Below are 18,877 nucleotides of genomic sequence, written 5' to 3' on the forward strand. Positions count from 1 at the left end.
CACACTGATGCCCGTGAACCCTCGCCCCATCCGAGTGCCCGCCGGGGTCATCGAGCTGCTGCGCCTGTTCGTCGTGGTGTTCTTCGCCGGCCTCGGTTACCAGATCGCGGTGGCCACCGACCCTGAGCAGCTGCAGCTCGGCCCGCTGGACGCAGTCGGTGCGGGGGTGCTGCTCGGCGCGGCCGTCGGCTACGTGCTCGGCGGCGTGATCGCCCGCCTGACCGTGCGATCGGTCGCCTCGGCCGAGCGGAACCTGCGCCAACGCTCCACGGAGCAGGTGCTCTCGGGCATGATCGGGGCCGCGATCGGTGTGGTGCTGGCCGCGGCGGTGACCTGGCCGCTGCTGCTGATCGGCAGCCAGGTCGTGATGCTTCCGCTTTTCGGCTTCATCATCGTGACGCTGGCCCTGCTCGGCTACCGGGTGGGGGTGGCCCGTCGGCACGACCTGCTCGCGCTCTTCGGGGCGCAGGCCGGCCTGTCCGAACCAGCGGCAGGTCGCGCCGGCGAGCGCGTGCTGGACACCTCGGTGGCCATCGACGGCCGGATCGTGGACGTCGTCACCGCGGGCTTCCTGGGGGGCAGCTTCCTCGTGCCGCAGCCGGTGCTGGACGAGCTCCAGGGTCTGGCCGACGCCGGCGACGACCTGCGCCGCGCCAAGGGCCGGCGCGGGCTGGAGGCGCTGGACGCGCTGCGCCGCCAGCGCGACGTCGACCTTGAGGTGATCCCGGACGGCGCCCGCGAGATCCCCCAGGTGGACGCCAAGCTCGTCCGCATCTGCCTGGACCGCCGAGCCAACCTGGTCACGCTGGACACGAACCTGGCCAAGGCCGCCGCGCTGGCCGGTGTCTCGGTGATGAACCTGCACGCGCTCGCCCTGGCGCTCCGCCCCCCGGTGACCGCCGGTGACGTCGTGCGGGTCAGCCTGATCAAGCCGGGCAAGGAGTCCGGCCAGGCGGTGGGCTACCTGGACGACGGCACGATGGTGGTCGCCGAGCGCTCCCGTGAACGGATCGGCCAGGACGTACCGGTCGTCGTCACGAGCGTGCTCACCACGGCCAACGGCCGGATGGTCTTCGGCCGCTCGCAGGTCACATGAGCGCGGCCGACATGGGTCTGGCCGACGAGAGCGCGGCGCCGCTGGTCGGCGCCGTCGTGGTGGCGGCCGGGTCGGGCACCCGGCTGGGCGCGGGGCGCCCCAAGGCCTTCGTCGAGCTCGCCGGGGTCACCCTGCTCGAGCACGCGGTGTCCCGGGTGCGGGACGGTGGCGTCCGGCACGTCGTCGCCGTGGTGCCGGTCGAGCTGGTCGCGCGGGCCGGCGAGCTGCTCGGCGACCGGGCGCAGGTGGTGGCGGGCGGTGAGCGGCGGCAGGACTCGGTCGCGGCCGGCCTGCGGGCGCTGCCGGCCGACGTCCAGGTCGTCCTGGTGCACGACGCCGCGCGCTGCCTGGCACCGGCCTCGCTGGTCGCCCGGGTCGCCGCGGCCGTCGGGCCACACGCGCCGGCGGTGGTGCCCGGGTTGACCGTGGTGGACACCCTCAAGGAGGTGGACGACGCCGGTCACGTGGTCGCGACGGTGGACCGCGAGCCGCTGCGCCGGGTGCAGACCCCGCAGGGGTTCGACCGGACTGTCCTGGAGCAGGCGCACGAGACGGCCGGGGACTCGGCCGCCACGGACGACGCAGCGCTGGTCGAGCGACTTGGTCTCGCGGTGACCGTGGTGGCCGGCGACGAGCTGGCCCTGAAGGTCACGACGGCGCAGGACCTCGCCCTCGCCGAGTGGCTGCTGGCCCGCGGCCGCGGTGACTAGGCTCGCGCCGTGACCTCCCCCTCCACGCCGCTGCCCAGGGTCGGCGTCGGCACCGACGTGCACGCCTTCGCGCCCGAGGGCAGCGACCGCGAGCTGCACGTGGCCGGGCTGCACTGGCCGGGCGAGCGCGGGTTGGCGGGTCACAGCGACGCCGACGTCGTGGCGCACGCGTGCTGCGACGCGCTGTTCGCCGCGGCCGGCATCGGAGACGTGGGCACGCACTTCGGCAGTGCCGAGCCTGCGTGGGCAGGCGCGGCAGGCGTGGTGCTGCTGGCCGAGGCCGCGCGGCGTGTGCTGGAGGCGGGGTTCGAGATCGGCAACGTCGCAGTCCAGCTGGTCGGCAACCGACCGCGGCTCGGTGCCCGCCGGGCCGAGGCCGAGGCCGCCCTGTCGGCGGCATGCGGTGCGCCGGTCTCGCTCAGCGCGACGACGACCGACGGGCTGGGCCTGACCGGTCGCGGCGAGGGCGTTGCAGCGATCGCCACGGCACTCGTCGTCCCCCGCCCCTAAACCCTTGCTCCACCGAACCCGCATTGCTCAGCCCAGACCGGTCGAGAGCGCTCCCACACCGGTCTGAGCTGAGTAAAGCGGGTTGAGGGGAGCAACCTTGGGGGCGGGTCAGTGGCCGCGATCGATCCAGGCGTCCAGCTGTGGGGCCTCTGCACCGATGGTGGTCACCTCGCCATGGCCGGTGCGCACGACGGTGTCGCCCGGCAGGGTGAGCAGGCGCTCGCGGATCGAGGCGATGATCGTCGGGAAGTCGCTGAAGCTGCGTCCGGTCGCTCCCGGTCCGCCGGCGAACAGCGTGTCCCCGGTGAACACGGTGCCCAGGGACGGGACGTAGAGGCAGACGGCCCCCGGTGCGTGGCCCGGGGTGTGCAGTACCTGGACGTCGGTCCCGGCCACCGTGATCACCTGGCCGTCCTGCAGGTCGCCGTCGGGCATCCGGCACGGGTGGGTGAGCCGCCAGACGGGCAGGTCGTCCGGGTGCAGCAGCACCGGCGCGCCGAAGTGGTCGGCCAGCGCCGGCGCGACCCGGACATGGTCGTCGTGGGCGTGGGTGCAGACGATGGCGAGGACCTCGCGGTCGCCGACGACTTCGGCGATCGCGTCGAGGTCGTGCGGGGCGTCGATGACCACGCACTCGTCGTCGTCGCCCAGCACCCAGAGGTTGTTGTCGACGTCGAAAGTCTGCCCGTCCAGCGAGAAGGTGCCGGACAGCACGGCGCGGTCGATCCGGACTTCGCCGCTCACAGCACGACGACCGAGCGCAGCACCTCGCCGCGGTGCATCTTCTCGAACGCCGCCTCGACGTCGCCCAGGCCGATGGTCTCGCTGACGAAGCCGTCCAGGTCGAAGCGCCCCTGCAGGTACAGGTCGATCAGCATCGGGAAGTCCCGGCTGGGCAGGCAGTCGCCGTACCAGCTCGACTTCAGCGCTCCGCCGCGGCCGAACACCTCGATCATCGGCAGCTCGATCTTCAGGTCGGGTGTCGGTACGCCGACCAGGACGACGGTGCCGGCCAGGTCGCGGGCGTAGAACGCCTGCTCGTAGGTCTCGGGGCGACCGACCGCCTCGATGACGACGTCCGCGCCGAAGCCGCCGGTGGCCTCCCGGATGGCCTCGACCGCGTCGCGCTCGCGGCTGTTCACGGTGTGCGTGGCGCCGAAGCGCTTGGCCCACACCAGCTTCCGCTCGTCCACGTCCACCGCCACGATGGTCGTCGCGCCGGCCAGCCGGGCGCCGGCGACGGCCGCGTTTCCGACCCCGCCGCAGCCGATCACCGCGACCGTGTCGCCGCGCCCGACGCCACCGGTGTTGACGGCGGCGCCGAAGCCGGCCATCACCCCGCAGCCGAGCAGCCCGGCGGCGGTGGCCGGCGCGGCGGCGTCCACCTTCGTGCACTGCCCGGCGTGCACCAGCGTCTTCTCCACGAAGGCGCCGATGCCGAGCGCGGGGGACAGCTCGGTGCCGTCGGTCAACGTCATCCGCTGGCTCGCGTTGTGCGTGGTGAAGCAGTACCAGGGCTTCCCCCGCAGGCAGGCCCGGCAGGTGCCGCACACGGCGCGCCAGTTCAGGATCACGAAGTCGCCGGGGGCGACGTCGGTGACGCCCGCGCCGACCGACTCCACGACGCCGGCCGCCTCGTGCCCGAGCAGGAACGGGAACTCGTCGTTGATGCCGCCCTCGCGGTAGTGCAGGTCGGTGTGGCAGACCCCGCACGCCTGAATCTGGACGACGGCCTCGCCCGGCCCGGGATCCGGGACGACGATGTCCACCAGCTCGACGGGTGCGCCCTTGGCGCGAGAGATCACTCCTTGCACGGTCTGCGGCATGCCGCGAATCTACGGGTCACGAGTGCCCCCTGACCACCGGTAACCTTGACCGGGTGAGCCTGCGCCTGTTCGACACCGCCACCCGTGAGCTGCGCGACTTCGAGCCGCTGCAGCCGGGCCGGGTCGGGCTGTACATCTGCGGTCTGACCGTGCAGGGGGCGCCGCACATCGGGCACGTCCGGTTCACCGTCGCGTTCGACATCCTGCGTCGTTGGCTGACCCACGGACACCACCTCGAGGTCACGCTGGTCCGCAACGTCACCGACATCGACGACAAGATCCTGGCCAAGTCGCAGGCGGCCGGCGTGCCGTGGTTCGCCTGGGCGTACGCGTTCGAGCGGCAGACCTCGGCGGCGCTGGACGCCCTCGGCGTGTTGCCGGCGACCTACGAGCCGCGGGCCACCGGGCACATCCCCGAGATGCTCGAGCTGATCCAGACGCTGGTGGACGGCGGCTACGCCTACCCCGGGGCGGACGACGGCAACGGCGGCGGCGAGGGCGCCGGGGACGTCTACTTCGAGGTGAAGTCCTGGCCGCAGTACGGCGAGCTGACCCACCAGAAGATCGACGACATGAACCCCGCCGAGGACGCCGACCCGCGCGGCAAGCGGGACACCCGCGACTTCGCGCTGTGGAAGGGCCACAAGTCGGGCGAGCCCGAGTCGGCGAGCTGGGACTCGCCGTACGGCCGTGGTCGCCCGGGCTGGCACCTCGAGTGCTCGGCGATGGCCCGCAAGTACCTCGGCGACACGTTCGACATCCACGGTGGTGGGGTCGACCTACGCTTCCCGCACCACGAGAACGAGCAGGCTCAGTCGCACGCCGCTGGTCTGGGCTTCGCCCGCTACTGGCTGCACAACGGCTGGGTCACCGTCGGCGGCGAGAAGATGAGCAAGTCGCTGGGCAACTCGCTGATCGTCAACGAGGTGCTGAAGTCGACGCGGCCGTTGGCGTTGCGCTACTACCTCGGTGCCGCGCACTACCGCTCGATGATCGAGTACACGCCCGACTCACTTCGCGAGGCTGAGACCGCGGTCGAGCGGATCGAGGGCTTCCTGACCCGGGCCGCCCGGCTCGGTGAGCTGGCGACCACTGCCGTTCCGGCGGCGTTCGCCCAGGCGATGGACGACGACCTCAACGTCTCCGGCGGGCTGGCCGTCGTGCACGACACCGTGCGGGCCGGCAACACCGCGCTCGACGAGGGGGACGAAGCGACCGCGCTCACCGCTGCCGGCGCCGTCCTGGCGATGACCGACGTGCTCGGCGTCAATCCGCTGGACCCGATGTGGCACAACGGTTCTGGCGTGGACGATGATCGCGCCACCGTCGCGCTCGGCGCGATGGTGCAGGTCGAGCTCGACGCGCGACAGGCGGCCAGGGCGGCCCGGGACTTCAGCACGGCGGACGCGATCCGGGACCGGCTGGTCGCCGCGGGCATCGCGATCGAAGACACACCGGCAGGGGCCCGCTGGTCGTTGCTCCGCAGCACCTCCGACCCCGAGAGCGAGTCCTGATGGCCGGCAACTCCCAACGCAAGGGCGCAACGCGCAAGGGTGCATCCCGCAAGGGCCCGCTGGTGGGCACCGGCGGCCAGCAGCGAAAGGGCCTGCAGGGCAAGGGCCCTACGCCGAAGGCCGAGGACCGTGACAAGCACATCGCGGCCAAGCGCAAGCGCGGCGCCGAGCGTCGTGAGGCCGCGCTGGCCAAGGGCGGCCGCACCAGTGCCGGGCCGTCCAGCCGTGGGGGTCGTGCGCCGGGTCGTCCGGTGCGGCGCACCGGCAAGGCCAGCAGCGAGATCGTCGCCGGTCGCAACAGCGTGGTCGAGGCGCTGCGCGCCGACATCCCGGTGACCGCGATGTACGTGGCGAGCCGGATCGACTCCGACGACCGGGTCAAGGAGTCGCTGAAGATCGCCTCCGCACGCGGGCTGAACATCCTCGAGACCCCGCGCGGCGAGCTGGACCGACTCACCGACGGGGCCATCCACCAGGGGCTGGCGCTTCAGGTCCCGCCGTACGAGTACGCGCACCCCAGTGACCTGCTGGCCGCCGCGGACGACGCCGGCCAGCCGGCGCTGATCGTCGCCCTGGACGCGGTCACTGACCCGCGCAACCTCGGTGCCGTCGTCCGCTCCGCTGCCGCGTTCGGCGGGCACGGGGTGATCGTGCCCGAGCGGCGGGCCGCGGGGATGACCGCGGGCGCATGGAAGACCTCCGCGGGTGCGGCCGCGCGGCTGCCGGTGGCCCGAGCCACGAACCTGACCAGGGCGCTGGAGTCGTTGCAGCAGGCCGGCTGCTTCGTGATCGGGCTGGACATGGAGGGCGACCTCGAACTGCCCGAGCTGGCCATGGCGCACGACCCGCTGGTCATCGTGGTGGGCTCAGAGGGCAAGGGCCTGTCCCGGCTGGTCCGCGAGCAGTGCGACATGATCGTGTCGATCCCGATGCACGCCGCCACCGAGTCCCTGAACGCCGGGGTGGCTGCGGGAGTGGCGCTCTACGAGGTCGCACGGCGGCGCTCGCACGGCGCGTAGCGTCGCCGCGCTAGCCCTCCCGTGGTGCGACGACGGGGATGGCCTGGGTGTCGACGCCGAGGATCGCCGCCTCGTCCGGCTTGTGCGGCAGCACGTTCGTGACGTAGTCGTCGGCCGCCTTCTTCGAGCTGACGTCGTGCCCGGCCCGCTCGCTGAGGTACCAGCGGTGCTCCAGCACCTCGTGGAAGAGCTCAGCCGGCTCCAGCTTGGCGCGCAGCGACTTCGGCACCTGTCGAACAACCTTCTCGAAGACCTGGTTCAGCCAGTCGTGGGCGACGATCTCCTCGTCCTCGCTCTGACGCCCCTGCGCGGCGGCATAGCTGTCCAGGTCGTTCAGCAGGCGGCGGGCCTGGTTCTCCTCGACGTCCAGCCCGGTCAGCCGGAGCAGGCGTCGTGAGTGGTGCCCGGCGTCCACCACCTTGGGCTGGATCTGGACCGTGGCGCCGTCGATGTCGGTGGTGATGGCCAGCTCGCCGACGTCGAAGCCCAGCTCGTTCAGCTGCCGGATCCGCGCCTCGACCCGCCACCGGTCGCCGTGCTCGAACGACTCCGTCCCGGTCAGCTGCTCCCACAGGCCGCGGTACCGGTGGATGATCAGCTCGCTGACGTCGACCGGCTCGGCCTCGGCCTCCAGGAGGCCGCCGGCCTGCAGGTCCATCAGCTCGCCGGCGATGTTCACCCGGGCGATCTCCAGGTCGTGCTCACGCTGGCCGTCGCTGAGGCTGTCGTGCAGCTCGCCGGTCTCGGCGTCCACCAGGTAGGCCGCGAACGCCCCCGCGTCGCGGCGGAACAGCGTGTTCGACAGGCTCACGTCGCCCCAGAAGAAGCCGGTCAGATGAAGACGGACCAGCAGCACGGCCAGAGCGTCGACCAGCCTGGACGCGGTGTCCGGGCGCAGGTTCTGGCTGAACAGCGCGCGGTACGGCAGCGAGAACTGCAGGTGCCGGGTGACCAGGCACGGGTCCAGTGGCTTGCCGTCCTGGTCCGTCCGGCCGGTGACCACGCCTACGGGCTCGACCGACGGGACGTCCAGGCGGTTCAGCAGACGCAGCAGCCCGTACTCGCGGCGGGCCAGGTCCTCGCGGATCTCCTTGATCGCCACGACCCGCCCGGACAGCTTGGCGAAACGGACGACGTGCCGGGAGATGCCCCGTGGCAACGCTGCCAGCCGCTCGGCCGGCCAGTCCTCGAGCGGGAGGTCCCAAGGCAGGTCGAGCAGCGCCGACTCCGGTCGAGCCGCGGTGATCTGCAGGGAGCTGATGGGTGCCATGACTGCATCCTTCCTGCTGCCCGACGAGCGCCGGGCAGCAGGAAGGATGAGGCTCAGTCGCCGATGCGCTCGCCGGTCGTGGCGTTGAACATGTGCACGTGGCCCTCCTTGGGAGCCAGGTAGATGGTCTGGCCCTTCTCCGGCGGCTTGCGCCCGTCGACCCGAGCGATGAACGGCTTGGTCTCCGCGCCCTCGTCGGCGTCAATGACGTGCTGCTGGGCTGCGGTGCTGCCGTAGATGTACGCGTCCGCGCCGAGCTCCTCGACGACGTCCACGGTGACGGCCAGGCCGTTGCCCTCGGTGGTGAGGGTCAGGTCCTCGGGACGCACCCCGACCGTGACGGTCTTGCCAGCGGTCGCGAGGTGCTCGCGGGCCACCGGGAAGGTGCCGGAGCCGAACTGCACACCACCGTCGGTCACGGCCGTGTCGATCAGGTTCATCGCGGGCGAGCCGATGAAGCCGGCCACGAAGACGTTGTCCGGGTGGTCGTACATCCGGCGCGGGGTGTCCACCTGCTGGAGCAGACCGTCCTTGAGCACCGCGACGCGGTCGCCCATCGTCATCGCCTCGACCTGGTCGTGGGTGACGTAGACGGTGGTGATGCCCAGGCGACGCTGCAGGGACGCGATCTGGGTGCGGGTCTGCACGCGCAGCTTGGCGTCGAGGTTCGACAGCGGCTCGTCCATCAGGAAGACCTGCGGCTGGCGGACGATCGCGCGGCCCATGGCGACGCGCTGGCGCTGGCCACCGGAGAGTGCCTTCGGCTTGCGGTCTAGGTACGGCTCGAGGTCGAGGATCTTCGCGGCCTCCTCAACCCGCTTGCGGATGTCCGCCTTCGGTGTGCCGGCGATCTTGAGGGCGAAGCCCATGTTGTCGGCGACAGTCATGTGCGGGTAGAGCGCGTAGTTCTGGAAGACCATCGCGATGTCGCGGTCCTTGGGCGCCTCGTGGGTGACGTCGCGGTCGCCGATGAGGATGCGGCCGTCGTTGACGTCCTCGAGTCCGGCCAGCATGCGCAGGGAGGTCGTCTTGCCGCAGCCGGACGGCCCGACGAGGACGAGGAACTCGCCGTCTGCGATGTCAAGGTTGAGCTTGTCGACTGCCGGAGTGTCACTGCCCGGGTAGATCCGGCTCGCGGCGTCGTAGGTGACAGTAGCCATGTCAGGTCAATCCCTTCACCGGCAGGTACGTGCCGGACGATCCGTCGTGGAGGGTGAGCGCCTACATCCTGTCCTACGACGCCCGCGACGTACAGGGTTTGCGGTGGACTTTCGGTGCTGGGAGCACGAGCGGCCGTATGCTCTTGCTGCAAGTTCTTGCGGACCGAGACGACGGATGCCGGCCCCGGCCGGGAGAGGACGGGGAATGGCAGCGCGCCTGGCGGACATCGCCACCCAGGCCAAGGTCAGCGAGGCGACCGTCAGCCGGGTGCTGAACGGCAAGCCAGGCGTCGCCGACTCGACCCGGCAGCTCGTGCTCACCGCTCTGGACGTCCTCGGCTACGAGCGGCCCACCCGGCTGCGTCGCACGAGTGCGGGCCTGGTCGGGCTGATCGTGCCTGAGCTCGCCAACCCGATCTTCCCGGCCTTCGCCCAGCACATCGAGACCGCGCTGGCGCGGCACGGCTTCACGCCGGTGCTGTGCACCCAGACTCCGGGTGGCGTGCACGAGGACGACTACACGCAGATGCTGCTCGAGCGCAGCGTCAGCGGCATCATCTTCGTCTCCGGCCTGCACGCCGACTCGCTCGCCGACCACGAGCGCTACCGACAGCTGATCGCGCGCGGGCTGCCCATCGTGCTGGTCAACGGCTACGCGGACGACGTCGAGGCGCCCTACGTCTCGTGTGACGACCTCGCCTCCTCCGAGCTGGCCGTCGCGCACCTGCGAGCGTTGGGGCACACCAGGATCGGGCTCGCCGTCGGGCCCGAGCGCTTCGTCCCGGCGATCCGCAAGATCGCCGGCTTCCGGCAGGCGATGGCCTCGGTGGTGCGTCCGGACGAGATCGAGGACCTGATCGAGCGCTCGCTGTTCACGGTGGAGGGCGGGCAGGCCGCGGCGCAGCGGCTGCTCGAACGCGGCTGCACCGCGATCGTCAGCGGCTCGGACCTGATGGCCCTGGGTGCGATCCGCGCTGCTCGCTCGATGGGCCTTCGGGTGCCGCAGGACGTCTCCGTGGTCGGGTACGACGACTCGCCGCTGGTGGCGTTCACCGACCCGCCGCTGACCACGCTGCGCCAGTCGGTGCAGGCGATGGGCGAGGCCGCCGTCCGCGCGTTGGTCGACGAGATCAGCGGCCAGCCGGCTCCGCGGGCCGAATACGTCTTCCGGCCCGAGCTCGTCGTCCGCGGGTCGACCGGCGCTGCCCCCGAGCACGTCCGGCGCTAGCCCGCCGTTCGCCGTCCGGCGCTAGCCCGCCGTTCGCCGTCCGGCGCGGCACTTGTCGAGGGTTCCTGCCACTTCTCCAGGGCTCTTGGCATGGTTAAGCAGCAGGTCGAGCACATAACGTGGTCAACCGCCGGGGCGCTGGCGGGACAGCAGGGTGGGCAGGGCCTGCAGCAGCTCACGGACGGCGACCGGGTCGGCGATCCGGTGCGCCGCGGCCGTCTCGCCGGCACCGACCTTCACCCCGACGTCCTGGTCGTGCAGCAACGCGAAGACCGTCTCGTCGGTGACGTCGTCGCCCAGGTACAGCACCGCTTCGGCGCCGAGGTGCTCACGCAGCCGGCTGATCGCAGCGCCCTTGCTGGCCTCGGTCACGGCGACCTCGACCACCTCCTTGCCCCGGGTGACGTGCGCGCCCGGCACCTCGGCCACGGTCGCCAGCGCTGCCGCCGTCACCATCGCCGCGTCGGCCGGCGGCAGTCGGCGGGTGTGCAGCACGGCCGCAGTGGGCTTGTGCTCCACGAACGCGCCGGGATGTTCTGCCGCAACGGCTTCCAGCCGTACCTGGACGGCGGCCAGCCGCCCGCGCGTGGGCTCGTCCAGGCCGCTGCCGCGGTCGTCGGGGTGCAGCGCCAGCTCGGCGCCGTGGCTGCCGACCAGCACCAGGTGCTCGTCGTCCAGCGGGACGCCGGTCCGCTCGGCCAGGTCGGCGCGCGCCCTGCCGGACACCAGAGCAACCGAGACCCCTTGCAGCGCAACCAGATCGCGGACCGCCGCCATCGTCCCAGGCAGCGCGACCGCCTCCGAGGGGTGTGCCACGAACGGTGCCAGCACGCCGTCGAAGTCGAGCCCGACCAGAAGCTGCTCGTGCTCGGCCAGGCCGCGAAGAGCCTTCTCCAGCAACGGGTCCACGGTCACGGTCGCTCGGGAGCGGTCTGCAGGGCCTGCAGGAAGTCGTCGGCCCAGCGCTGCACGTCGTACTCGGCGACCCGTCGGCGCATGGCCCGCATCCGGCGCCGCTTCTCGGTCGGGTCGGCCGCCATCGCATGCCGGATCGTCGCCTTCAGCCCGTCGATGTCGTGCGGGTTGCAGATGTAGGCGCGGTCCAGTTCGCCGGCGGCTCCGGTGAACTCCGACAGCACCAGGGCGCCGCCCTCGTCGCTGCGGCAGGTCACGTACTCCTTGGCCACCAGGTTCATCCCGTCCCGCAACGGGGTCACCAGCATCACGTCCGCGGCGAGGAACATCGCGGCCATCTCCTTGCGCGGGTAGGACTGGTGCAGGTAGTGGATGGCCGGCCGGCCGAGGTGGCCGTAGTCGCCGTTGGCCCGACCGACCGTCACCTCGACCTGCTCGCGCAGCTGGACGTAGGCCGTGACCCGCTCGCGGCTGGGGGTGGCGACCTGCACGAGTACGGCCTGCGGTGGCGACAGCGTGCCGTCCGACAGCAGCTCCTCGTAGGCCTTGAGCCGGTGCCGGATGCCCTTGGTGTAGTCCAGCCGGTCCACGCCGAGCAGCAGCCACTCGGGGTCGCCGAGGTCGCGTCGGATCTGACGCGAGCGCTCGATCACCTCGGGTTCGCGGGAGAGCTCGGCGAGACCGGAGGCGTCGATGGAGATGGGGAAGGCGCTGGCCCGCACCACCCGCACGCTCTCGTCCGGGCCAGGTACGTCGACGGTGCCGCCGCGGGTGCGCAGCCCGAGCAGCCGTCGGCAGACCCGCAGGAAGTTGTCCGCGTCCGCCTTGCGCTGGAAGCCCAGCAGGTCCGCGCCGAGCAGGCCCTCGACCACCGCGCGCCGCCAGGGCAGCTGGGCGAACAGCTCCACCCCCGGGAACGGGATGTGGTTGAACCAGCCGATCTGCACATCCGGACGCAGCTGGCGCAGCATCGCCGGCACCAGCTGAAGCTGGTAGTCGTGCACCCACACGGTCGCCCCCGGCGCCGCGAGCGAAGCGGCCACCTCGGCGAACCGGCGGTTGACCGTTCGATAGCCGTCGAACCAGCGGCGGCGGAACCGCGGCGGCACGATCACGTCGTGGTACAGCGGCCACAGCGTCTCGTTGCTGAACCCCTCGTAGTGGTCCTCGACCTCCTGCTCGGACAGGCCGACCGCGTGCAGGTGCATCCCGCCCTCGTCGAAGGGCTCCGGCGCGGGACCCGGGTCGCCGGACCAGCCGACCCATGCGCCGTCCTCACCGGACATCACCGACTGCATGGCGGTGACCAGCCCACCGGGGCTCTGTTGCCAGCGCACGCTGCCGTCGTCCTCGGTCACCCGGTCCACCGGAAGCCGGTTCGCCACCACGACCAGCTCGTAGGTGCCCTCGGGCGGCGCGGATCGGCGACCTCCGCTCGGGTCGGTCTGCACGGCCGGGCGGATCACGAGGTGGGCTCCTCAGAAGGGGGACGGTCACGTCAGCCTATGGCCGGTCCGCGAATCTGTCGCCGTGGCCGGGGACTCGCTACGGTGAGACGACAGCCGACCCGGGCACCGAGCAGGCACAGGAGGCGATTGTCATGCGCATCACGGACGTGATCAGGCGCAAGGGGGCCGAGGTCGTGACCGTCCGGCCGGACCACACGGTGTCCGAGCTGCTCACGCTGCTCGCCGAGCACAGGATCGGTGCCCTGGTGGTGTCCAGGGACGGCGCGTCGGTCGACGGGATCGTCAGCGAGCGCGATGTCGTCCGCACCCTGCACACCCACGGCGCGGCCGTTCTCGACATGCCGGTGTCGGACCTGATGACCGCCGAGGTCACGACCTGCGGGCCGGATGACGACGTCGAGCACCTGATGCGGCTGATGACCGACCAGCGGGTCCGGCATATCCCGGTGGTGGTCGACGGGTCGCTGCACGGCATCGTCAGCATCGGTGACGTGGTCAAGCACCGCATCGACGAGCTGCAGGTCGAGCGCGACCAGCTCGTGGGTTACATCAACCAGTAGCTCTCCTCGCGTACCGTGTGCGCATGGCCATGGGGGAGCGCGTCGCGGAGCAGAGCACGCGCATCGGCCCCTACCGGGTGCACGGCCGTCTGGGCGAAGGCGGCATGGGCGTCGTCCACCTCGGACTCGACCGGGCCGGCCGCGCCGTCGCCATCAAGGTGCTGCGACCGCACGTCGCGCACGACCCGGAGGCCCGGGCCAGGCTGGCTCGCGAGGTCTCGACCCTGCGCCGGGTGCGCCACCCGCTGGTCGCCGAGGTGCTGGACGCCGACCTGGAAGGCCCCCAGCCCTACCTGGTCACCCGCTTCGTGCCCGGTTCCGGGCTGGACGCGGTGGTGCGCGAGCACGGCGCACTGTCCGCGCCGCAGCTGCTGCGCCTGGGGCTCGGCCTGTCCAGCGCGCTCGGCGCGATCCATGCGGCCAACGTCGTGCACCGTGACCTCAAGCCCGGCAACGTGCTCGTGCTGGACGGCGACCCGGTGGTCATCGACTTCGGCATCGCGCACGTCGCGGACGACATCCGGCTGACCTCGACCGGCCTGGTGATGGGCACGCCGGGCTACCTGTCGCCCGAGGTCATCGACGGCGGCCGGGTCACCGAGGCAACCGACTGGTGGGGCTGGGCCGCGACGCTGACCTTCGCAGCCAGCGGGCGACCCCCATTCGGTCGCGGACCGATGGACGTGGTGATCGACCGGGTGCGCCGTGGGCAGGCCGACCTGGACGGCGTGGACGAGCGGCTGCGGCCGCTGCTGGCGGCCGCGTTGTCGGCCGACCCGGCTCGGCGGCCGGGCCACGGCGAGGTTCTCGAGGCGCTCGACCGGTACGCCAGCGGCGAGCCGGCGACCGCGACGCTGGCTCTGCTTCCCGGTTCGACCCGGGTGCTGCCCGAGGCGCTGCCCGCCGCACCGACCGCCGTCCGGCCGGCACCGGTCCCCGCCGCGCTCGCCGCGACCGCACCGCCTCCGTATGCCGCGCCGATCCCGTCCGCCGCGCCGCCGCGCACCTACGTCAACGCGCACGGTGAACCGGACGTCGACCCCGACGTCACGCCGGCCGGGCGTCGTCCCATGGTGGTGGCCGGCCTGCTGCTGGCTCTGGTGGCCGGCGCGCTGGTCGCCCCGGTCGTCTGCGCCGCGGTGGTCGCGGCGCTCTGCGTGCTCGCCCGGATGGTCGAGCGCAACCGGTTCTCGCTGGCCAGGCGTCGCTACGAGCGAGGACCGCGGCGCTCCGACGCGTGGGTGGCGACGGTCAGCTCGCCGTGGCACCTGGTCCGGTCTGTGCTGGTCACGGCGCTGGCGTCGATCCAACCGGTGCTGCTCGGGGTGGCGACCGCGTTCTGCGTCGGCCTGGTGCTTCCGATGAGCGACGGGTCGGCGCACCCGGCGTCGTTGCCCGCGGTCGGCGCCGCTGCCGCTATCGCGCTGCTGACCGCGTGGTGGGGACCGGGCGGCGGGTCGCTGCGTCGAGGGACGAGCACCACGTTGCGGGTGCTCGTGCCCAGCCGGCACCGCTGGACGTGGGCGCTGGTGCTGCTGGTGGTCGCCGGCGGGCTGGCATGGACCGCCGTCAACGCCGGGGAGCCGCTCTGGTGGCCGGTGCGCCATGCACCGTTCGGCCTGCTCAGCTGATCAAGGGTCCTTGGACCGGACGACCGCCGGCTTGGCCGGCAGTCCCAGGTAGCTGAGCACCGCGGCCGCGTCGCGGACGAGGGCACGCTGGACGGACGCCGGGACCGGCTGCAACGTGCTGATGGTGAGCGTGCCGTCGGCCAGACCCCAGGTGGCCACGACCTTGCCGCGCACCAGCGCGGTCGGCCGGAAGAGGCCGTTGCTGGTCACCACACCCTGGTGGTCGCCGACGACCGGTAGGCGGGACCGCCAGCCGTGCAGCAGTGGGTCATATGGCCCGAGCAGCCGCGGTCCGGGGACGGGCGCGGGCTTGGGTGAGTCGGTCAGCCAGGTCAGGCCGTCAGCGTCGGACGACGTCTGCGCGGCGATCGCGGCGAACCCGCGGCGGGCATCGCCGAGGGTGCAGCCGGTCCAGTAGGCGAGGTCGTCGACCAGGGCCGGGCCGTGACCGGCCAGGTACCGCAGGGCCAGCCGGGCCAGCGCCTCGTCGCGGTCCAGGGCGGCGGGCGCCGCGCCGAGCCACTGGGCCGCGCTGACGAAGGCCTGCTCGCCGTCGACCACCGGGCCGCGCACCAGGTCGTGACTGAGGCAGGTGGCGAGCAGGACGTGCACGAACGCCTGCCGCTGGGTCGGGACTCCGTTCTCGTCGAGCAGGCCGCGCAGCGAGTCGCGACTGCGTGGACGTTCGGACACCGCCTGTGCGATCAGCTCGGCGCCGCGAGCCGCCTGCTCGGGGGATACGCCCTCTTGGGCCAGCCGCCTGACGCTCGAGCTGGCCAGCTGGGGGGTGGTGAGCGGGTGCAGCCACCAGTAGTCCTCGGCCGGCACCAGGTGCAGGGTGCCGCGGTTCAGCCAGCTCACCACCATGGACCGGCGCTTCGTGAGGGCGGTCTCGACGTCCGCCGCGGCCAGGCCGGTGCTGCGGGCACGGATGGCCAGCCGCCAGCCGCGCGGGTCCTGCGCCTGCACGGCGAGCAGCCGTCCGACGACGTCCTCGGGGGTGGTCGCCGGCTCACCGCTCAGACCCTGGGCGGTCAACCGGCGAGCGGCCAGCAGCTGGGCTGCCGGCCGCTCGCGGGTCACGGGTACTGCTTGCCGAGGAGGGTCAGCGGCCCTTGGCTGCGGCCTTCGCCTCGTCGGTCCCTTCGGCGCCCTCGCCGTCGTCCGAGTCCTCGTCCGAGTCGTTGGCCGAGTCGTTGGCCGAGTCGGTGGCCGAGTCGCTGATGTCGATCTGCTCCTCGGTCTCGTCGCCGGCCCCGTCCGTTGCGCCGTCCGTTGCGCCGTCCGTTGCGCCGTCCGTTGCGCCGTCCGTTGCCTCGTCCGTCCGGTCAATGACTGCGTCCGCACCGTCGTCCTCGGGCTCGCCGTCCTGGTCGAGTGCGGCCAGCGCGGCCGGCGCGGTGCCGGACAGGGTGGCCAGCATCTGGCGCACGTTCGTCAGCTGCGCGTTGATGCTGTCCCGGCGCTGGGTGGCCGCGGCGAGCTCGCGCTCGGACTCGGCCCGGATGCGCGTTGCGCGCTGCTCGGCCTGGGAGACGATCTCCGCGGCCTGGCGGCGGGCGTCCGCGACCTCCTGGGCCGCCTGGGTCGCGGCCTCGCGCTGGCTGCGCTCGGACTCCTGGCGCAGCGCGTCGCTGCGTCCCTGCAGCGCCTCGAACTCGGCCTCGGCGGCCGCGCTGCGCTCCATGAACTCCTTCTCCGAGCGCTGCCGTCGCTGGGCCAGCGTGGTCTCGAAGTCGGCGGCCGCACGGGCGGCGTTGGCGCGCTGGTTCTCGTAGACCGCCTCGGCCTCCTCGCGGCGGGTCGTCGAGGTGCGGTCGGCGTCGTCCAGCATCTCGTCGGACTTGCGCTTGGCGTCCTCGAGGATGCGCTCCGCCTCGGCGTCCGCCGCGCCGCGCTTCTCTTCGGCGTAGCGGACGGCGTCCGAGCGGGCCTTGTCGGACTCGCTGGACACGTGGTGCTGGATCTCCTCGGCATCGGCGTGCGCCTTGGCGCGCAGCTCGGCCGCCTCGTCCTCCGCAAGGCCGAGGATCTGCACGACGCGGGCGCCCAGCGACTCGAAGGACGGGTTCGCGTCGGCGGCCGGCTCGGCCTGGCGGACCGCGGCCTCGCCCTCGAGCTGGCGGACCCGCGCGGAGAGCTCCTCGGCGCGAGCGTGCGTCTGACCGGCCTGGTTGGCGGCCTCGCGAGCGCGCGTGAGCTGCTCGCGCAGGTCGCGGAAGGTGGCGTCGACCTCGGCGGGCTCATAGCCACGCAGCACTGTGCGGAACTGGGGGGTGTCGCTCATGTCCGTCTCATTACCTCGGGTTGGCGGGAACTGCAGGGTCTCAGGTGGGCGGTTGGTCTGCTCGGTGGGAACTGCCGTCGGCCATGTCGTACTCGCTGACATCGACCTCGTCCAGCCCGGTGGCGGGCTCGCTGGCGGGCTCGCTGGTGGGCGCGTCCTCGGCGGTCTCGGAGACGGCCAGCGCCTCGATCACCCCGGACAGGCTGCCCAGCTCACGCTCGATCGCTGCCCGGCGCTCGGCCAGCGCGCCGACCTCGGCCCGGGCGCTGGCCAACAGGTCGCGGGCCTCGGCTCGGATCTGGTCGGCCTCGGCACGGGCCGACGCCAGCATCTCGCTGGTCTCGGCGCGGGCGTCGCGGCGCAGCGCGTGCGCCTCGACCTGGGCCTTGGACAGGTTGTCGGCGGCTCGCTCGCGGAGGCTGCGGGAGCCGGACTCCGCCTCGTCCAGGCGACGTTGGGCGCGCTCGTTGGCCCGCTGCTCGTCCTGGGCCGCCTGCGCGGCCAGCCGCTCGGCCTCGCCGGAGATCTCCTCGCGGAGCCGATCGGCGTCCCGGTTGGCCTGCTCGAGGGTCGCGTGCGCTTCGGCGAGCTGGCGGGCCAGCTCGGCGTCGTGCTCCTGCTGGCGGGCGTCCCGCTCGGCCTGGGCGTCGGCGACCATCTTCTCGGTGCGTGCCCGGGTGTTCTCGAGGTGGTCCGCGGCAGCCAGGTCGGCCTGCTCCTTGGTGCGGGCGACCTCGGCCGCGGCCGTGGCCAGCAGCTCGTCCACGGTGCGTTTGGCCCAGGCCAGCTGCTCGTCGGCCTCGGCCACCCGGGCGGCAACGTGCTTGTCCGCTTCGTTCTGGTGCTGCTCGATCTGGTGGGCGGCCGTGGCGCGCTCCTCGGCGATCTGGGCGCGTAGCCGCTCTGCCTCGGCGAGCGCCTTCGCCTCGTGCTCGTCGGCGTCCGCCTCGGCCTTGGCTAGAATCCGTTCGACCTCGTCGTCGAGAGCCTCGCGGCGCAGCCGCTCGGACGTCTCGAACCCCTCATCGAGGTCGCGGATGCGCTCGGTCTGCTCGAACAGCCGCTGCGCCGCCAGGTCGCGGATCATCGTGGCCTCGTCGCGCGCTGCAGACTGTGCGCGGGCGGCCTCCGTCTCGGCGCCGTCCAGGCGCGCGTCGGCCTCCTGCCGGCTGTCCGTGCGCAGCCGACGGGCCTCGTCGCGGGCGGTCGTGACGAGGTCCTCGGACGTCGCGTCCGCGGACCCGAGGGTCAGCGAGGCCTGCTCGGCGGCGTCCTCGACCAGGTGGTGGGCCTCGGCGCGGGCCGACTCCAGCACCCGTTCGGCCTCGGCGCGGTGCAGCTCGGCCTCGCGGGCGGCGCGCTGTGCCCCGGCGTGCATGCGTTCCATCTCGGACCGCTTGGCCGCGGTGTCCTGGGTCAGCAGGCTGGCGTCCTCGCGGGCCGTCCCGACCAGCCGCTTGACCTCGGTGTCCGCCTCGACCCGGACCCGGTTGGCGTGCTCCTCGGCCTGGGCGACGAGCCGGTCCGCGTGCTGCTGGGCGCGGGCCAGGATCTCGACCGCCTGGTCGGCGATCTTGGGGCGCTCGTCGGGCGGCGCCGTGGGGACGAAGGGCACCGGTCCGGACGGCGCAGCGTCCGGTTGCCCGGTGCTGTGCGCGTCACCACTCATGCACACATCGTGT

General features: G+C 72.6%; 17 protein-coding genes. 8 read left to right on the top strand and 9 right to left on the bottom strand.

What is annotated here, in order from left to right:
- Positions 1-13 precede the first annotated feature (13 nt).
- From ACPPVT_RS02905 to ispF, 3 genes are read left to right on the top strand one after another with little or no spacing between them, the layout of a single operon-like run.
- Complete coding sequence (locus ACPPVT_RS02905) at positions 14-1,096, top strand: PIN/TRAM domain-containing protein (protein WP_426565288.1); 1,083 nt, start codon at positions 14-16, stop codon at positions 1,094-1,096.
- Positions 1,093-1,806, top strand: coding sequence for a 2-C-methyl-D-erythritol 4-phosphate cytidylyltransferase (gene ispD, locus ACPPVT_RS02910; RefSeq protein WP_426565290.1), 714 nt, complete (start codon positions 1,093-1,095; stop codon positions 1,804-1,806). Before ACPPVT_RS02905 ends, ispD begins: the two co-directional genes overlap by 4 nt.
- A 9-nt stretch (positions 1,807-1,815) precedes the next feature.
- Positions 1,816-2,316 carry a 2-C-methyl-D-erythritol 2,4-cyclodiphosphate synthase gene (ispF, locus tag ACPPVT_RS02915; protein ID WP_426565292.1) on the top strand — a complete coding sequence of 167 codons (501 nt, stop codon included), beginning with the start codon at positions 1,816-1,818 and terminating at the stop codon, positions 2,314-2,316.
- Positions 2,317-2,424: 108 nt separating this feature from the next.
- On the opposite strand, the gene ACPPVT_RS02920 is transcribed toward ispF, so the two are convergent.
- A complete protein-coding gene (locus ACPPVT_RS02920; protein WP_426565294.1) occupies positions 2,425-3,060 on the bottom strand; it encodes an MBL fold metallo-hydrolase in 636 nt (211 codons plus the stop codon).
- Entirely contained in the window at positions 3,057-4,142 is a 1,086-nt protein-coding gene (locus ACPPVT_RS02925) for an S-(hydroxymethyl)mycothiol dehydrogenase (protein WP_426565295.1), read from the bottom strand. The genes ACPPVT_RS02920 and ACPPVT_RS02925 overlap by 4 nt, the downstream gene beginning before the upstream one ends.
- Positions 4,143-4,195: 53 nt before the next feature.
- Here ACPPVT_RS02925 and cysS point away from each other — a divergent pair, with 53 nt between their 5' ends.
- Both cysS and rlmB read left to right on the top strand, forming a co-directional pair.
- Complete coding sequence (gene cysS / locus ACPPVT_RS02930; RefSeq protein WP_426565297.1) at positions 4,196-5,656, top strand: cysteine--tRNA ligase; 1,461 nt, start codon at positions 4,196-4,198, stop codon at positions 5,654-5,656.
- On the top strand, positions 5,656-6,675 hold the full coding sequence (gene rlmB / locus ACPPVT_RS02935; RefSeq protein ID WP_426565299.1) for a 23S rRNA (guanosine(2251)-2'-O)-methyltransferase RlmB: 1,020 nt from the start codon (positions 5,656-5,658) through the stop codon (positions 6,673-6,675). Before cysS ends, rlmB begins: the two co-directional genes overlap by 1 nt.
- Before the next feature lie 10 nt (positions 6,676-6,685).
- Here the strand turns inward: rlmB and ACPPVT_RS02940 are convergent, their stop codons facing one another.
- Together ACPPVT_RS02940 and ACPPVT_RS02945 are read right to left on the bottom strand one after the other, a co-directional pair.
- The gene (locus ACPPVT_RS02940; RefSeq protein ID WP_426565301.1) at positions 6,686-7,945 is read right to left on the bottom strand and encodes a DUF4032 domain-containing protein; all 1,260 of its coding nucleotides are present in this window, start codon (positions 7,943-7,945) and stop codon (positions 6,686-6,688) included.
- Between the two features lie 53 nt (positions 7,946-7,998).
- Positions 7,999-9,105, bottom strand: coding sequence for an ABC transporter ATP-binding protein (locus ACPPVT_RS02945; RefSeq protein WP_426565303.1), 1,107 nt, complete (start codon positions 9,103-9,105; stop codon positions 7,999-8,001).
- A gap of 205 nt (positions 9,106-9,310) precedes the next feature.
- On the opposite strand from ACPPVT_RS02945, the gene ACPPVT_RS02950 reads away from it, so the two are divergent.
- Positions 9,311-10,333 (top strand): LacI family DNA-binding transcriptional regulator, encoded by a 1,023-nt coding sequence (locus ACPPVT_RS02950; protein ID WP_426565305.1) that lies wholly within the window; start codon positions 9,311-9,313, stop codon positions 10,331-10,333.
- 123 nt (positions 10,334-10,456) lie between these two features.
- On the opposite strand, the gene otsB is transcribed toward ACPPVT_RS02950, so the two are convergent.
- Positions 10,457-11,248 carry a trehalose-phosphatase gene (otsB, locus tag ACPPVT_RS02955; protein WP_426565307.1) on the bottom strand — a complete coding sequence of 264 codons (792 nt, stop codon included), beginning with the start codon at positions 11,246-11,248 and terminating at the stop codon, positions 10,457-10,459.
- A complete protein-coding gene (locus ACPPVT_RS02960) occupies positions 11,245-12,711 on the bottom strand; it encodes an alpha,alpha-trehalose-phosphate synthase (UDP-forming) (RefSeq protein ID WP_426567038.1) in 1,467 nt (488 codons plus the stop codon). The genes otsB and ACPPVT_RS02960 overlap by 4 nt, the downstream gene beginning before the upstream one ends.
- 137 nt (positions 12,712-12,848) lie before the next feature.
- Here ACPPVT_RS02960 and ACPPVT_RS02965 point away from each other — a divergent pair, with 137 nt between their 5' ends.
- Together ACPPVT_RS02965 and ACPPVT_RS02970 are read left to right on the top strand one after the other, a co-directional pair.
- The gene (locus ACPPVT_RS02965) at positions 12,849-13,277 is read left to right on the top strand and encodes a CBS domain-containing protein (protein WP_426565309.1); all 429 of its coding nucleotides are present in this window, start codon (positions 12,849-12,851) and stop codon (positions 13,275-13,277) included.
- Between the two features lie 23 nt (positions 13,278-13,300).
- Positions 13,301-14,908, top strand: coding sequence for a serine/threonine-protein kinase (locus tag ACPPVT_RS02970; RefSeq protein ID WP_426565311.1), 1,608 nt, complete (start codon positions 13,301-13,303; stop codon positions 14,906-14,908).
- On the opposite strand, the gene ACPPVT_RS02975 is transcribed toward ACPPVT_RS02970, so the two are convergent.
- The 3 genes from ACPPVT_RS02975 to ACPPVT_RS02985 are packed head-to-tail and all read right to left on the bottom strand — an operon-like array spanning position 14,909 to position 18,864.
- Positions 14,909-15,991, bottom strand: coding sequence for a winged helix DNA-binding domain-containing protein (locus ACPPVT_RS02975; RefSeq protein ID WP_426565313.1), 1,083 nt, complete (start codon positions 15,989-15,991; stop codon positions 14,909-14,911).
- 22 nt (positions 15,992-16,013) lie between these two features.
- Positions 16,014-17,195, bottom strand: a complete 1,182-nt coding sequence (locus ACPPVT_RS02980; RefSeq protein WP_426565315.1) for a DivIVA domain-containing protein — start codon at positions 17,193-17,195, stop codon at positions 16,014-16,016.
- 40 nt (positions 17,196-17,235) lie between these two features.
- The gene (locus ACPPVT_RS02985) at positions 17,236-18,864 is read right to left on the bottom strand and encodes a hypothetical protein (protein ID WP_426565317.1); all 1,629 of its coding nucleotides are present in this window, start codon (positions 18,862-18,864) and stop codon (positions 17,236-17,238) included.
- Positions 18,865-18,877: the final 13 nt, after the last annotated feature.

The organism is Angustibacter sp. McL0619 (assembly GCF_049994355.1).
Classification (GTDB): Bacteria; Actinomycetota; Actinomycetes; order Actinomycetales; family Angustibacteraceae; genus Angustibacter.

What these genes read in the sequence shown, in the direction of transcription:
- ispD (WP_426565290.1), top strand. Translation starts at nt 1,093, where the DNA reads ATGAGCGCGGCCGACATGGGTCTGGCCGACGAGAGCGCGGCGCCGCTG.
- ACPPVT_RS02925 (WP_426565295.1), bottom strand. Translation starts at nt 4,142, where the DNA reads ATGCCGCAGACCGTGCAAGGAGTGATCTCTCGCGCCAAGGGCGCACCC.
- rlmB (WP_426565299.1), top strand. Translation starts at nt 5,656, where the DNA reads ATGGCCGGCAACTCCCAACGCAAGGGCGCAACGCGCAAGGGTGCATCC.
- ACPPVT_RS02940 (WP_426565301.1), bottom strand. Translation starts at nt 7,945, where the DNA reads ATGGCACCCATCAGCTCCCTGCAGATCACCGCGGCTCGACCGGAGTCG.
- ACPPVT_RS02945 (WP_426565303.1), bottom strand. Translation starts at nt 9,105, where the DNA reads ATGGCTACTGTCACCTACGACGCCGCGAGCCGGATCTACCCGGGCAGT.
- ACPPVT_RS02950 (WP_426565305.1), top strand. Translation starts at nt 9,311, where the DNA reads ATGGCAGCGCGCCTGGCGGACATCGCCACCCAGGCCAAGGTCAGCGAG.
- ACPPVT_RS02965 (WP_426565309.1), top strand. Translation starts at nt 12,849, where the DNA reads ATGCGCATCACGGACGTGATCAGGCGCAAGGGGGCCGAGGTCGTGACC.
- ACPPVT_RS02970 (WP_426565311.1), top strand. Translation starts at nt 13,301, where the DNA reads ATGGCCATGGGGGAGCGCGTCGCGGAGCAGAGCACGCGCATCGGCCCC.
- ACPPVT_RS02980 (WP_426565315.1), bottom strand. Translation starts at nt 17,195, where the DNA reads ATGAGCGACACCCCCCAGTTCCGCACAGTGCTGCGTGGCTATGAGCCC.
- ACPPVT_RS02985 (WP_426565317.1), bottom strand. Translation starts at nt 18,864, where the DNA reads ATGAGTGGTGACGCGCACAGCACCGGGCAACCGGACGCTGCGCCGTCC.